This is a genomic window from Marinobacter sp. LV10MA510-1 (genome assembly GCF_002563885.1).
Taxonomy (GTDB): domain Bacteria; phylum Pseudomonadota; class Gammaproteobacteria; order Pseudomonadales; family Oleiphilaceae; genus Marinobacter.
Window position 1 is genome coordinate 2,700,988 of the sequence record NZ_PDJA01000001.1, and the last position, 14,069, is coordinate 2,715,056.

Consider the following 14,069-nt stretch of genomic DNA (forward strand, 5'->3'; position numbering starts at 1 on the left):
CAGAGCACACACAGCGCGTTTCAAATGCGCTCTACCCACCGCCCTTGGCCGCCGAAGACAACTCCCACATGGGTAGAAATACGCCCAGCGCCAGCACCAGCACCATGCCGCCCATGGCGACGATCAGAATCGGTTCGATGGCGTCGGCCAGTTGCTTGAGGTCGTAGTCCACCTCTTGCTCGTAGAAATCCGCCACCTCGATAAACAAGTCATCCAGGGCGCCGGTTTCTTCGCCGACGGCCATCATTTGCAGCACCAGCGGGGTGAACAGGCCGCTGGCGGCGGCGCTGCTGGTCAGCGCTTCGCCGCGTTCCACGCCCTCGCGCATACTCAAAATAGCCTGGCCGATGTAGCGGTTGCCAACGCTCGCGCTGTTGATCGAGAGGGTCTGCAGCAACGGCACGCCGGCCCGGTACATCATCGCGAAGGTGCGGGTGAAGCGGGCCAGGGCGATGCGCTCGAATAGCCCGCCGACAATCGGTAGGCGCAGCTTAATACGGTCCCAGCGCAGCGCGCCGGCCTCCGTTTCGCTCCATTTGATAAAGGCCACGATGACACCAGTCACCACCATACCAAGAAGCCACCAATACTGTTGGAAAAACTCCGAAGTGCCAATCAGAATCCGCGTCGGCAACGGCAGCTGCGCATGAAACTGCGCGAACACCTTGGCGAAGGCCGGAATCACGAACAGGTTGATCACCGTCAATCCCACCATCATGGCGCTGAGCACGAACAGCGGATAACGGGTGGCTTGCTTGATGCGCTTGCGGGTTTCGCGCTCCAGCTCCAGATAGATGGACAGCTGGCGGAACGCCTGGTCGAGCTGGCCGGTGTTTTCGCCGACGCTGATCATGCTCACAAACAGGGTGCCGAAGACCTTGGGATGGGCATTCAGCGACACCGCCATGCTCATGCCGCTTTCCAGGTCGTTGCGCACCGCCTGCAATACCTCGCGAAAATACAGGTTGCGGTTGGACTCGCCCAAACCGCCGATGGCGCGAATGATCGGCACCCCGGCCTTGCTCAGGCTGTACATCTGCCGGCAGAAAATAATCAGCTCTTGCAGTTCGACGCGCTTACTGCGCAGCAGCGCGCGGAGCGCCACCAGCACATCGCCGCCGCCCTGCTTGGCCTGCAGCTGAATGGTCAGCGGAGTGATGTGCTCGGCCAACAATTCGCTGGCCAAACTGTCCATCGAGCCACTTTCGCGGCTGCCACTGACCTTGCCGCCCTGGGCGTCGCGCCCGGTAAATTGAAACAGGCTCACGCCAGCCCCTCGTCGCTCAGGGTTGCGCAGACTTTTAGTACTTCCTCGATGCTGGTCACGCCGGCCAGCGCGTAATCCAGCGCGCAGGCCGCCAGCGGTCGGTAGCCGACGCTGACTTTGGCGGCGTCGGCGAAGCCTTGCGGGTCGTTGTGGCGCAACGCGGCGATCATCGCGGCGTCCAATTCCAGCAACTCAAACACCCCGACCCGGCCGGCGTAGCCGCTGTTGTGACAATGGTGGCAGCCCGAGCCGCGCTTGAAGGTGCGCCCGTCCAGCGAGGCGCCGTACAGGGTCTCCAGCCAGAGCAGTTGGCGCGGCTCGGGCGTGTGCTCCTGCATGCAGCTTTCGCAGACCCGCCGCACCAGCCGCTGGGCCAGCACAGCGTTCAGCGCAGCGGCCACCAGAAACGCCTCGGCGCCCATGTCGATCAGGCGCATGGCCGAGGTCAGCGCGTCGTTGGTGTGCAGGGTCGAAAGCACCAAGTGGCCGGTCATCGCCGCACGCAGGCCAATCTCGGCGGTTTCCTGGTCGCGGATTTCGCCGATCAGCACGATGTCCGGGTCTTGGCGCAAGGCGGCGCGCAGCACCCGGGAAAAGCTCAGGTCGATCTTGGCATTCACCTGCACCTGATTAATGCGTGGCATGCGGTATTCCACCGGGTCTTCCACGGTGATGATTTTCTTTTCCGGGCTATTCAGTTCAGCCAGGCCGGCGTACAGCGTGGTGGTCTTGCCCGAACCGGTCGGGCCGGTCACCAGCACCAGGCCGAAGGGCCGCTGCAGCAGGCGGCGAAAGCGCACCAGCATCTCGGCCGGCATGCCGCTGGCGTCGAGGTTGGCCACCGAGTTGCTCTGGTCGAGCAGGCGCATCACCACCGACTCGCCGAATTGCACGGGCATGGTCGAGACCCGCACATCGATAGCGTGATTTTTCACCCGAATATTGAAACGGCCGTCCTGGGGCAGACGTTTCTCGGAAATATCCAGGCCGGACATGATTTTCAGCCGCATGACCAGCGCCGAGGCGATCCGCGCTTCCTTCATGACCTGTTCGTTGAGCACCCCATCGATACGCTGGCGAATACGCACCAGGCCTTCGTCGGGCTCGATATGAATGTCCGAGGCCTTCATCTGCACCGCATCTTCGAACAGCGTTTGCAGCAGGCGCACTACCGGCGCGTCGTTATTGTTGTCGGTGCCCAGCTTGGACAGGTCGAAGTCGCTGTCTTTGAGTTCGCCTTCCAGCTCGCCAGCCAGCGAGGCGATCTGGCCGGTACGCCGGTACATGGTGTCCAGCGCGAGCAGCAGTTCGGCTTCGCGCACCACCGCCGGCAGTACCCGGGTTTTCAGCAAGCGCTCGACTTCATCCAGCGCAAACAGGTCGAGGGGATCGGACATGCCGACCAGCACACCGCCGCCTTCGCGGGCCAGCAGCACCACGCGAAAGCGCCGGGCCACGGCTTCGGGCAGGCTCTGCACCAGCTCATTGTCGAAGCGAAAATGCTTGAGTTCGACAAACGGAATATGCAACTGCTCGGACAAGGCCGTGAGCAACTGTAATTCGTCGACAAAGCCCAGCTCAATCAGGCTGTGGCCCAGCTTGGCGCCGTTACGTTTTTGCGCCTGTAGGGCCAGTTGCAGCTGAGCGTCGCTGACCAGTCCGGCCTTAACCAGCAGATCGCCCAAGCGCAGCTTGTTTTGGCGGATGTCTTGCGGGGTCATGGACGCGCTCCTAGCGCTGTCGCGCGTTCGCTGGCGAAGCGCCGGGCGCCTTCGTCCAGACCTGGTCCCTGGTGGGCCAGGCGGTAATGTCGGGCGGCGGCAGCCGGTTGCGCCAGTTGTTCCAGGGCGATGCCCAAGCCCAGCTGCCAGCTGCTCTGCTGGGGCTGCAGTTCGATTAGCTGTTGATACAACGCAGCGCTTTGCGGCCACTCGCCGGTTTGTTGGTAACTGGCTGCCAGCAGCGCGTGGTAAGTCGGTTCTTGGCGCAGGCTTGGCGGGTAGTGTTGCAGCGTGGCCACCGCGTTCGCGGCCTGACCGGCCTGCAGTTGCCCGCGCGCCAGCAGCACGCGCAGCTCGCTGTCCCGGGGCCGCTGCGCCAGGTGCGCCGGCAACCAGGCCAGCAGCCGCGCTGATTCACCGCCGGCCAGGTACGCACGGGCCAGCCAGCGCGACACCTCGGGATCGTTTTTACGAGTCAGTTGCAGCGCCTCCAGTACGTGGATGGCGCGTGGATAATCACCCTCCTGCAGCGCCTGACGCGCCTGCGTCAGGGCATTCGGCGCCGAGGGCGCGACGCTCACCTGCGGCGGGCCGCGACCATTCGCGTTGCCGAGCAGTTCGGCCAGCGCCTGAGCTTTTTTATCGGCCTGCGCCTGAACCGCCGCGCGTGGAGTTGCCGGTTCGGCTACGGGCAGATTATTGAGGTCTATTGCCTCGTCCCGGTATGGGTCTTCATGCGCGTATTCGTTTGGGTATTCATTCGTCCCGTCGGCCAGCGCCGGCGAGCCGATGGGCACTTCGATCCACAGCAGCCATCGGGTGCCCGCCGATTCCAGCCGGTCACGCACCTGTAGGTCATCGCCCAGCCCGACCAGCAGCACTTGCACGCCTTGGCCCTGGGCTTCAACGCGCCAGGACAGGCTGCGGCCGCCGCGCTGCAAGCGGCCATGCGCATCACTGGCCAGTTGCCCGTTCAACTGCACGTTCGGCAAATACAGGCTAACCGTGCCGTTTTCCTCGCGGCGCTGGTAGGACACCGCGCGGTCCAGCAGCAGTTGCAGAATCAGCCCACGGCCATCGTGCTGCGGCAACACTTCCAGCAGCTGGGCAGGTTGCAGCATTGGCGCATCCGCCGCCAGCCCGGACTGGGCAAGTGGCGCGGCGGCCGATGAGACAAGCGCTGACTCAGCGCCCGGCACGGCCAGCGTCGGGTCTGGCACGGTCGGCGTCGGCGCACTCAAGTCCGGGCGCGCGAGCAGCAACCACAGCCCCAGGCCGATCAGCAACAGCAGCGCCAGCCCGATCAGGCCACGGCGCCGCTGCGTGCGGCGGGCCACGGCGGTTTCGTCTACGGCGTGCAGACCATCGAGTTGCAAGCGTTCGGTGGGCGCGGCGCGGCGCGCTTCAAGGTCGCGTAGCATGTCGTTGACCAGGCTCATGCCAGCCACGCCCAGTACGGCGCCAGCCAAGACCCGACGGCCTGCGACTGGCTCAGCAGCCAGCCACTCAGCCCCAGCAGCACGCCACCCGCGGCCAGACTCCAGCCCAGCCAGACACCGCGCGACGCACCGCCTTGCGCGCCTTCGGTATCGCGCTGGGCGCAGCGTACATGGCCGGCCGTGACTTGGCGCCGGCCTTCCCCGTAAGCGGCCATCAGCGCCTTGTGCGCAAGAATATTCAGCAACCGGGCGATGCCGCCACTGCCGCGCAGCAAGCCCCGCACTGCCGCCGGGCTGAACAGCGGGTCGCCACGGTAACCGGCCACGGCCAGGCGCTCGCTCAGGTAGCGGGTGGCTTCCAGCCTATCCAGGGGGCGCAGGCGGTAGGCAAAGGTGATGCGTTGGCGCAGCTGGCGAAATTCGCGGCGGGCCAGGGTGACATCCAGTTCCGGCTGGCCGAACAGCACCACTTGCAGCAATTTGCTCCGCTCGGTTTCCAGGTTGGTGAGCAGGCGCAGGGCTTCCAGGGTGGCAGTAGGCAGCGCCTGCGCCTCGTCGATCAGCAGCACGGTGCTTTTGCCGGCTGCCGCCAGCTCGATCAACCGGCGGTGCAAGGCTTCCAGCACGCCCTGGCTGTCGAGGTCTTCGACGGCCTCGATATGCAGCTCACGGGCCAGCGCCTGACGCAGCGCAGTTGGGCACATGTCTGGGTTAGGCAGATAGGCCAACTGGTACTGCGTGGCGTCCAGCTGTTTGAGCAAGGTGCGACAGAGCAGGGTTTTGCCGGTGCCGACTTCGCCGGTGACTTTGATAAAGCCTTCACCTTCGCCCAGCGCTACGCACAATAGGTTGAGGCAGGCCTGATACGGCGCCAACTGGACCAGAAATTCGGTATTGGGGGTCAGCGCGAAGGGTTTCTCGCGCAGGCCGAAGAACGTTTGATACATCGATTTACCTGAGTTCTCTGAAGGTATCTGCGCTCTTGCGCAACTCGTTTAGCCACACGTCATCGCTGACCACTTGCGGGCGCAGCAGAATGACCAACTCGCTTTTCAGCAACGTTTTGCGCTGCTGTTTAAACAGGTTAAACAGGTTGCCGATGATTGGCAGGTTGCTGGCCCAGGGAATTTGCGCGTCGTTGTTTTCGTTGCTGTTTTGCAGCAGCCCGCCGATCACCACCACCTGGCCACTGCGCGCACGCACGATGGAGTCGGATTGGCGGGTGGTGGACAGTGCCAGCGGCAGGTTCAAATCCTTGCCTTCGCCCAGGCTGATCACCTTGTTCTGGTCGACCACGCGGCTCACCGTCGGGCGCACATGCAGGGTGACCATGTCGTTCTGGTCGATCTGCGGCGTGACATCCAGCGAAATACCGGAGAAGAACGGCGTCAGGGTCACGTCCTGGGTCGGCTCGGTGACGCCGGCGACGGTGCTGGTGCTGCCGCTGGACGACACATCGGTGACGAAGAATTCGTCGGTGCCGACCTTGATCACCGCCTTCTGGTTATTCAGGGTGGAAATTCGCGGGCTGGACAGCACCCGCACCTGGCCCTGGGTTCCCAACAACCGGATCAGGCCGTTGAAGCTGCCCAGGCTCAGGACCCCTCTGAACACCCCGCCGATTCCGACCGGGCCGCTCAAGGCCGCACCCGCCAAGCTGCTACTGATGACATCGCCGCCCAAATCGTCCCATTGGATGCCGGCCTGAAAACCGGCTGACAACTGCACCTCAAGAATCTTGGTTTCCAGAATCACCTGACGCTGCAGATTGCTCTGGGCCTGCTCGAGAAAACGCGCGACGTTCTCCTGGTCGGCGCTCTTGGCGCGCACCACCAGCAGGCTGGCCTGAGGATTGACCACCACGCTGTTACCTTCCTCGTCGCCGACCATCATGGCCACCACCTCGCGTACCTCGTGCCAGAGATCGACGTCGCTGGAGGTGGTCACCAGACTGGCATTGAGGGTGTTCGACTGGCCGCCGTCGCTATTTTTGCTGCTGTTGTTGCTGCTGCTGTTGCTACCGCTGCCCTCCACCTGGCCCGAGCTGACCCGAGTGTCGGACCGGCCGATGCGCTGCAAATTCAGGTAGTTGAGGTTGTAACTGCGGGTAATCGCCTGATTAGGCAGAATCTGATAGCCATAGCTGGTGCGCCGAAAATCATAGCCATAGCTGTCGCGCACGGCCGCCAGCGCTTCTACCAGGGTGACCCGACGCAGGCTGAAGGTGATGTTCCCTGTCACGTCCGGATGCACCACCAGGTTTTCGCCGGCGCCTTCCATGAGGCTCAAAAAGAAGTCGCGCGCCGGCAGGTTGTTGGCGGCCACATCGAAACGTGGGCCGCCACGCTGAGCGCCATCCAGGCCCAAGGGCGGAATCAGCGCGGCTTGCACCGCGGGCGGCGGCGTGACTCGGGCCGCGGCCTGCTGCAGGCTTTCTTCGAGCAATTGGTTGCTCTGTTCGTAGAGCTGCTGCTCGCCATCCGGAAAGGTTTGGCAAGCACTTAGCAGGGCGCTCAAGCCCAGCAGGCTGAGACGAAACTTCAGCATTATGGGCATCATCGACTCGGTTGCATTACGGGTTCGGCCAGGCGCAGCAACTGCCGCACGCTCTGGCGTTCAATCAATACGGACTGGGCATGAATGCTCAGCACACGGGCGCCGGCATGTTGATCGCCCACCCGCAACACCTCTCCGCCAATCATCGCGCGGCGGCCCTGGGCGTCGCTCAGCACCGCTTGCAGCACCAAGGGCGCGACCGCGTTGTCACTCGCCGCACCGCTGTTGGCTGAGGACAGGTTGGCCGGTGGTTGGGTGGGGTCCAGCGCCGCGCCGGCCAAGCCGCTGCACACGAGTAAAAGCGCCGCGAGCAGCGCCAGCGTTACGCTACGGCCAAGCATGAAGCCGCGGCGCGTACCGCGCGTGAATGGCCTACATGGCGTAAACATTAACAATACGTTAGGCACCGAGCGACTCCGCATGACGACTTAAGGTATACAACTGCAAGCTGATCTGCGCCTTGCCGGGACCGGCTTCGCCGACCTGATAATGCAGGCTCTCCCAGTTCAGTTTCCACGCGGTGTTCTGGATGGTTTGCAGGTAGCGCAGCAGGTCGAAGTAATTGCCTTCCAGCTTCAGGCGCATGCCATGCTGATACAGGCTGACCTCGCTGGCAGGCGCGGCGGCCGGCACTGGCGACCCTGGTGACGTTGCCGGGTTGGTCGGCGTGCCCTCGGCCACCGGCGTCGGCGGCAACTGCACCGCTTCACTGAAGTTTTCCAGGCTGACTAGCTGCAAACCCGGTTGCGCATGCAGCAGGTCGGTGAGTAGGGCGCGCATTTGTTGCGGGCTGACCAGTTCGCGCGTGTGTTGGTCAATCTGCTCAAGCAGCTGCGCGTGGCTGGCCGCGGCCAGCGACAAGGCGTTGTTGTAGGACAGATTGGGGTCTGCGGCGAGCGCGGCCGCTAACTCGGCCAGCGCATCGGTGTTTTGCGCGCTGCGCGCTTCGACGCTGCTGTAGGCACTTTTCTGCTGGTCCAGCCGCAGTGCCCACGGATCAGCCAGCAGCTGCATATATAGCAGGCCGACCAGCACCACCCCCACCCCATAGGCCAGCCATTGCTCGCGCGGGGCGAACGCCTGCCAGCGCTGCTGAAGTTGCTTAATTGGGCTACTCATCTTGGCGGCCCTCCTGATCGGCGGGCCGCGAGGACAGATCAAACTGCAGCAGGTGAGTGTCGTCGTCGCGCGTTATATCGAGACGGGAGAACAGGCGGCCCCGAAACACGGCGTTCTGGCTTAAACGCTGCACATACTGGGGCAGCAATTGTGGATTCTGGCTAAAGCCCTGCAGGCGCATATCACTGCCGCGCAGAAGGATGTCGTTCAGCCATAAGCCATTGGGCGGATGCTGCTCGGCCAGCGCCGCCAGCGGGGCGACAAACCCGCCGCGCTGTTGCTCGGCGCGCACCGCGAGCGAGCGGAGCAGGCGTTGCAGCGCCTGGTTTTGCGCCTCCTGGCGGGCCAACTGCACCGGCAGGCGGGCATCCAGTTGCGGCGCAACGAAGTTCGCCTGGGCGGCTTCGACTTGCTGTCTTTGCACCTTGGCCAGACGCTCGGCCTGCTCCAGGCGCTGGCCGCCCTCCTGCAACTGCCAATTCAGCCAGGCACCATGCAACACGCACAGCAGCAGCAGCGCGCCCAGCCCGAGCCACATTTGTTTGGGCTGCGGGCCGCTGCGGTTAATTTTTTCACGCTGATACAGGTTGAGATTTTGCATCAGCGCACCACCTGGCGCAGAGCCGCGCCAACGGCAGCCATGCAGTAGGCTTGCTCGGACGGCTCCAGCTCGGCGGCCGGCTGTTCGACAAACAGCTCACGCAGATCGAGCATCTGCAGCTTGACCGCCAGCCCGTCGATCAACACCTGCAACGTCACATCGGCATCACGCTTCATGGGCAGCAGCAGCAGGCGATTGATATAGCCCTTGCCCAACTGGCTCTCGAAATAATCGAGGGAGCGCTGGATCTCCAGGGTGACCGAAGAGAAATCCTGTTGGGCCCTCTCCAGGCCGTGCTCAATTCTGCGCGCCATATACAGGTCCGCGCCATGCTGCACGCAGATCAAGCCCTCGCTGGAGCGCAGGCGCAGCAGCGCAATATTCAGCCCCTCGGCACCAAACAGCAGGCCGAGATTGCGGAAAGCCATTTCCGTCACGTCGATACTGCTCAATTTTAGCCCAGCCTGCTCGATCAGCGCGCTGTAACCGCGCATGCGTGCTTTATCCAGAGCTGCGCAATAGGCCATGCGCGAGCGGCCACGGTACGCATCGGCAGGTAGCACAAAGGCATCGATGACCATCTGTTCGAGAGGTTCGGCGATCAGCTCCTTGACCCGCCAGCGCATGGCATCGCGCAGTTCTTCGGCGGGCACGTCGGGGCTGTCGAGCAGCAACATTTGATAGTCGGCGGGATGCAGCAGCAGGTTCACCGGCATGCCGGCCAGGCCGAGCTCGGCGACCAGCTTTTTCAGCTCAGCTGCTTGCTGCGCAGGGGCAGCCTTGCGAAATAGGCAATCGAGTAGACGCGGTGCAGCTCCGGGCATTCGTACGACGCGCGCCAGGGCAATGCCCTCGGGCCCGACTTCGATACCAAGCAAACCTACTGCTGCGATTTTTTTTCTTATGGGCCACACCAACTACACACTCCAGCTACCAGCTGCGTACCGCAACGTCGCCCCCAGGCGAACGACTGCACATCGCAAAATTTTGCCTTGCACCCGCGTCTTGGTGGGCTGAAGTTCACCCTAAAAAAGCACTGCGCCTAGCCAGCCATTAACGCCGGCACCGCCTTACAAAGATATGTATTCTTGGGCGATGGATTCTAAGCATATAGGTTATTTATGGAAAAGTAATGTACGCGTTTCACAATAAGCGCGGCACACGGATCAACGCCCTTGCCGGCGGCTGGGTCGCGGACGCAGCCAGCCTTGGTCTACACTGGTTGTACGACAGCCTGCTGGCCAGTGAAGGGGCTCTGGATATCCGCGATTGCCAGCGGCGCTTTCTCGCTTTCTTTGGCCCCGGCGGCCTCTGGCAGGGTTATATCGACAACCCGACCCGGGTCACTCTGAACAACCTGAACACCATCGAACAGAAAGCCATTGAGCAGGCGCAATCGACCACCACTGCCGAACTGACCGGTGAACCGAAGCGAGTGCTGGTGCAGAAGGTTTTGCCCTACACCCGGCGCCTGAGCGGCGGTCAACTGGCTGCTCCGGTCCGTAAGGCTATCGGCCTTACCTACCAGGAACCGGAGATACAGAAAGCAGGCGTTCACCTGGCCCGGACCATCGACCGTCACCTGCTGCCGGAAAGTGGCGCCGACGACATGCAACTGCCGGCAGTCTCCAAATTGCCGCCACTGTGGTGACCAGCTATTGCGGCCAGAGCAACCTGATGGATGTCACAGAAGCCACTGTCCGGGTGACCAATCACAACGACGAAGCCGTGGCCTGGGCAAGGTGCGCAGCGCGACTTCTGGACCATCTGTTCCGGGGCAAGCCCCTGTCAGCGGCTCTGGACGCGGCCAGCCAGGAAGCACCAGACCCTAATCGGCAGCCAAAGAAATGCGCAAGCCAATGACACGATGCTCTCGTAATGACGAGTCAGTTTGTCATATCGGGTGGCGACGGCCCGATAATGCTTGAGTCTGGCAAACGCGTTCTCCACCAGATGTCTGAGCTTGTACAACGGCCAGTCGAGTCCCTTGTTGCCCTTGATCGGTCCGAGTCGGTTGTCAGCCCACTAAAGAGCTTTTCCCAGATGCCTTTTTTCGACCAGTAATTGAAGACTTTGTAGACAGAATTCCATTTGCCGAAAGGGTCTGGCAGATCTCTCCAGGGCACACCGGTCCGCATTCTGAATAGAATGCCTTCGACTGTTTTGCGCAGACCTGCCTTGTTATACAGACTGAATTGAAGCAATATTTCTCTTAGCTTGGACCACAACTCCTCTGTGAGCATGTATCTGGGCATTGCGGGCTCATATGATTGTTGTTTCGGAACTTCATCATACGAGCTTGCTCCTACCTTTCAAAGGCTTACGAGCAATTGTCAACAGACCCTAGTCTAAACATTACAAAGAGATGCACCTTATAAAAGATATATTTGATGTGCATTTGTATAATCATGATATTGTTGTACATTTATTAAGTTAGCTCAAGATTGCTGTGCAATTGTTTGCTAAGAACTACGCGCCCAGAGCATCATTCATGGACGGAATTCCTCGTTATGAGCGACATTGAATTTTCTGTGCTGGAAGCGCAGCAAGACATCCATGAGATGATCGCTCGGCAAAAACCGCTGGAACAGACTCTGGAGGCGATCGCTCATTGTGGAGAAAACCGCCACAGATCACCGAATTGCCGCCATCGTTCAGGGCGTGATTACCATGGCTCACCACATGGACATGACGGTGGTGACGGAAGGGCTCAGGCAACTAACCAGCGAGCCCAACCTGACCGGTGTAGCACTGGTTATAAGATTGACGTAACGAGTCAGCCAAGTACACCCGTAATACTCAACAGCCAGGGCAGAAAAACCGAGTAAAGAAAAGCCGACAGCGCCATGGCAAGACCGGAGAATGCGCCCATCTGGGCGCTGACCTGGAAAGCCCGCGCGGTGCCGATACCGTGGGACGTCATGCCCATAGCAATACCTTTTACACTGTCGTCCCGAATGCCCATCAAATCGAACAATTTGGAGCCGATAACGGCGCCAATAATACCGGTAACCACCACCAAAGCCGCTGTGAGCGACGGCAGGCCTCCAATCTGTTCCGATATCGCCATGCCTACCGGCGCCGTTACCGACTTAGGGGCCAGCGACAACTGGGTTTCAAGGCTGGCGCCCAGCAGTCGGGCTATCGCCACCGAGCTGAACGCGCCAACAACCACGCCGGTTACCAAAGCCACGGTAACCGGCAGCCACACCTGTTTCAGCTTGTTGAATTGCTGGTACAGAGGAATAGCCAGCGCCACGGTGGCAGGGCCCAGCAGAAAATGAACGAACTGGGCGCCATCAAAATAATCGTCGTAGGACGTATCTGTCGCCAGTAGAAACAGGATGAGTGCCGTAACCGACGTGACCACCGGGTTCAGTAAAGGATTCAAACCCGAGCGAAGGTAAAGGCGGTGCGCCAGGCTGTAGGCCACCAGGGTCATGGTCAGGCCCAGCAGGGGTGACGCAGACAGATAAACCCATATTCGGTTCAGGTCTGGTTCAATCATGGTTCGCTTCTCGCCTGGCCGTTAACCGGGTTACCCACTGCATCACCAGAGCGGTGACCGCCATGGTGATAATGGTGCTGAGCAACAGGGTGACACTGATGGGCAACCACTCGTTGCCAAGGCGATTAAAGTGAACAATAAGCCCCACCCCGGCTGGCACGAACAGCAGCGAAAGATGGCCTAGAAGGGCAGTAGACGCGGGTTCAACGGCCTTTGCCATCCCCCCACGTATCATCAACGTGATAAACAGCATGACCATGCCCATCACCGGGCCAGGCACCGGCAACCCCAGCAATCGAACACTCACTTCGCCTGCCAGCTGGTAGATCAGTAGCAGAGTGATTCCATTAATTAACTGCATTGAATGTTATCCAGGAATATCAGAATTAGCGAACAGCGGATGGCGTGATAGAAGATCGGATCAGACCATTCTCCTGCGTTTCGATGGCTCTGAGCGCTTCAGCAACATGAGCCACATGCGCCATAGCGGCCTTTTGAGCCCACTTGGCTTGCCGGCTGATGACCGAATGGTAGATCTGGCGGTGATGTTTGTCGATCTGCTGCTTGAATGCATCCCGGTGGCTAAGGTTGGCCACCGACGCCCGCACCGAGTTCAACATAAGGTCTTTCAAGCTGTTGAGCACGTGAATCAGCACCGGATTATGGCAAGCATTCACAATGGCCCGATGAAAGGCATGGTCAAGGTCCGCATTGGTGAGCGGGTCGGCTTTCTCCATTGCTTCGAAGGCTTTGGTAATCTGGTACTGGTCTTTTTCTGTGGCACGCTCTGCCGCCAAATAAGCTGCTTTCCCTTCCAGTTCCTGGCGCACCTCGAACAGATCGTAAAGGGTGCGGGAGTGCTCCATGAACATCTGCATCAAGGGGCTGTGGTCCGCAGGCTCTGGCACCATATGCGACACGAAGGAACCTTTGCCGTGCCGTGTCTGTATCATGCCACTGCCCTGCAGTTCATGAAGGGCTTCCCGAACGATGGCGCGAGAAACCCCAAAGCGGCTTGCCAACTGCCGTTCGGAGGGAATCATCTGCTCCGGCGCAAGACTGCCGTCGAGAATCAGTTGTTCAAGGCGGTACGCGACCGCCCGGGACATGGGAATGGGTTTTTCCTGCATCACTGAAATTAACTGGTCAGACCAGTTCTCCATAGAAAAAATTTAATCTTAAGGAGTAGTACGTATGCTCAAGAGTATGGCTGATGCTTGTCAGATTAACCACAAAACTGGTCTGTCCAGTAAGTTAATCACTGGACTTAAATCCTGTTTCGAATTAAGTATGACTGATAAATTCATTCTGCCGAATCTGGTGTACGGTTGACGGCTGGCACCTAAGAAAATCAAGGCCGCTACGCTTGATAGCGGCCAACTTAACCGCTTAAGGAGAATACAAAATGCTAACACTGAAAAGACTGGACCAGAAAGACGCTCGCCTATTGATCGAAGGCGCCGCCGCCAAGGCCCGAGAAATCGGCATCCCGATGTGCATCGCCATCACCGACGAGTCCGGCAACCTGATCGCTTTTGAGCGTATGGATGGCGGCAAAATCAGCAGTGTCATCGTCGCTCAAGACAAGGCTTACACCGCCGCTGCTGCTCGCAAGGCGACCCACGATTACAACGCTGCCTGCGTACCCGGCAACCTGGTATTCGGTATTCATACTTCCCAGGGTGGGCGTTTGTGCGTGGTCGGTGGCGGCCTGCCCGTTGTTGTGGATGGCGAGGTAGTCGGCGGCATTGGCCTGAGCTCCGGTACACCGCAACAGGATATGGATTGTGCCCAGGCCGGTATTGATCACCTCAATTCTGGTCGTGCGTAGCACTTCATATTAAGAAGCCCATCACTG

15 protein-coding genes and 2 pseudogenes are annotated in these 14,069 nt (G+C 60.5%); 4 read left to right on the forward strand and 13 right to left on the reverse strand.

Annotation, left to right across the window (positions count from 1 at the left end; translation table 11 throughout):
- Window positions 1-31: 31 nt before the first annotated feature.
- Genes ATI45_RS12935 through ATI45_RS12975 form a run of 9 tightly spaced genes read right to left on the reverse strand, consistent with a single transcriptional unit; the run spans window position 32 to window position 9,617 of the window.
- Window positions 32-1,267, reverse strand: a complete 1,236-nt coding sequence (locus ATI45_RS12935) for a type II secretion system F family protein (protein ID WP_098419839.1) — start codon at window positions 1,265-1,267, stop codon at window positions 32-34.
- Complete coding sequence (locus tag ATI45_RS12940) at window positions 1,264-2,988, reverse strand: GspE/PulE family protein (RefSeq protein ID WP_098419840.1); 1,725 nt, start codon at window positions 2,986-2,988, stop codon at window positions 1,264-1,266. The genes ATI45_RS12935 and ATI45_RS12940 overlap by 4 nt, the downstream gene beginning before the upstream one ends.
- Complete coding sequence (locus tag ATI45_RS12945; protein WP_098421744.1) at window positions 2,985-4,427, reverse strand: tetratricopeptide repeat protein; 1,443 nt, start codon at window positions 4,425-4,427, stop codon at window positions 2,985-2,987. Before ATI45_RS12945 ends, ATI45_RS12940 begins: the two co-directional genes overlap by 4 nt.
- On the reverse strand, window positions 4,424-5,374 hold the full coding sequence (locus ATI45_RS12950) for an ExeA family protein (protein WP_098419841.1): 951 nt from the start codon (window positions 5,372-5,374) through the stop codon (window positions 4,424-4,426). The genes ATI45_RS12945 and ATI45_RS12950 overlap by 4 nt, the downstream gene beginning before the upstream one ends.
- A 4-nt stretch (window positions 5,375-5,378) precedes the next feature.
- Window positions 5,379-6,974, reverse strand: coding sequence for a pilus (MSHA type) biogenesis protein MshL (locus ATI45_RS12955; RefSeq protein WP_218926137.1), 1,596 nt, complete (start codon window positions 6,972-6,974; stop codon window positions 5,379-5,381).
- Between the two features lie 8 nt (window positions 6,975-6,982).
- Window positions 6,983-7,324, reverse strand: a complete 342-nt coding sequence (locus ATI45_RS12960) for a hypothetical protein (protein WP_218926138.1) — start codon at window positions 7,322-7,324, stop codon at window positions 6,983-6,985.
- Window positions 7,325-7,382: 58 nt separating this feature from the next.
- Window positions 7,383-8,102 (reverse strand): type II secretion system protein GspM, encoded by a 720-nt coding sequence (gene gspM, locus ATI45_RS12965; RefSeq protein ID WP_098419843.1) that lies wholly within the window; start codon window positions 8,100-8,102, stop codon window positions 7,383-7,385.
- Window positions 8,095-8,703, reverse strand: coding sequence for a PilN domain-containing protein (locus ATI45_RS12970; protein ID WP_098419844.1), 609 nt, complete (start codon window positions 8,701-8,703; stop codon window positions 8,095-8,097). Before ATI45_RS12970 ends, gspM begins: the two co-directional genes overlap by 8 nt.
- Window positions 8,703-9,617 carry an MSHA biogenesis protein MshI gene (locus ATI45_RS12975; protein WP_179888265.1) on the reverse strand — a complete coding sequence of 305 codons (915 nt, stop codon included), beginning with the start codon at window positions 9,615-9,617 and terminating at the stop codon, window positions 8,703-8,705. Before ATI45_RS12975 ends, ATI45_RS12970 begins: the two co-directional genes overlap by 1 nt.
- A gap of 218 nt (window positions 9,618-9,835) precedes the next feature.
- On the opposite strand from ATI45_RS12975, the gene ATI45_RS12980 reads away from it, so the two are divergent.
- Complete coding sequence (locus ATI45_RS12980; protein ID WP_098419846.1) at window positions 9,836-10,354, forward strand: ADP-ribosylglycohydrolase family protein; 519 nt, start codon at window positions 9,836-9,838, stop codon at window positions 10,352-10,354.
- Window positions 10,333-10,566, forward strand: a pseudogene (locus tag ATI45_RS22715) (ADP-ribosylglycohydrolase family protein); the annotation flags it as partial. The gene ATI45_RS12980 and the pseudogene ATI45_RS22715, both read left to right, overlap by 22 nt.
- Here the strand turns inward: ATI45_RS22715 and ATI45_RS12990 are convergent.
- Window positions 10,492-10,958: pseudogene (locus tag ATI45_RS12990) on the reverse strand (transposase). The pseudogenes ATI45_RS22715 and ATI45_RS12990 overlap by 75 nt on opposite strands.
- Window positions 10,959-11,316: 358 nt before the next feature.
- Here ATI45_RS12990 and ATI45_RS22720 point away from each other — a divergent pair.
- On the forward strand, window positions 11,317-11,475 hold the full coding sequence (locus tag ATI45_RS22720; RefSeq protein WP_228706024.1) for a hypothetical protein: 159 nt from the start codon (window positions 11,317-11,319) through the stop codon (window positions 11,473-11,475).
- 4 nt (window positions 11,476-11,479) lie between these two features.
- Here the strand turns inward: ATI45_RS22720 and ATI45_RS13000 are convergent, their stop codons facing one another.
- Genes ATI45_RS13000 through ATI45_RS13010 form a run of 3 tightly spaced genes read right to left on the reverse strand, consistent with a single transcriptional unit; the run spans window position 11,480 to window position 13,374 of the window.
- Window positions 11,480-12,211, reverse strand: a complete 732-nt coding sequence (locus ATI45_RS13000; protein ID WP_098419848.1) for an LrgB family protein — start codon at window positions 12,209-12,211, stop codon at window positions 11,480-11,482.
- Window positions 12,204-12,572, reverse strand: a complete 369-nt coding sequence (locus tag ATI45_RS13005) for a CidA/LrgA family protein (protein WP_098419849.1) — start codon at window positions 12,570-12,572, stop codon at window positions 12,204-12,206. Before ATI45_RS13005 ends, ATI45_RS13000 begins: the two co-directional genes overlap by 8 nt.
- A gap of 25 nt (window positions 12,573-12,597) precedes the next feature.
- Window positions 12,598-13,374 (reverse strand): FCD domain-containing protein, encoded by a 777-nt coding sequence (locus ATI45_RS13010; protein WP_218926139.1) that lies wholly within the window; start codon window positions 13,372-13,374, stop codon window positions 12,598-12,600.
- Between the two features lie 242 nt (window positions 13,375-13,616).
- On the opposite strand from ATI45_RS13010, the gene ATI45_RS13015 reads away from it, so the two are divergent.
- Window positions 13,617-14,042 carry a GlcG/HbpS family heme-binding protein gene (locus ATI45_RS13015; protein ID WP_098419851.1) on the forward strand — a complete coding sequence of 142 codons (426 nt, stop codon included), beginning with the start codon at window positions 13,617-13,619 and terminating at the stop codon, window positions 14,040-14,042.
- Window positions 14,043-14,069: the final 27 nt, after the last annotated feature.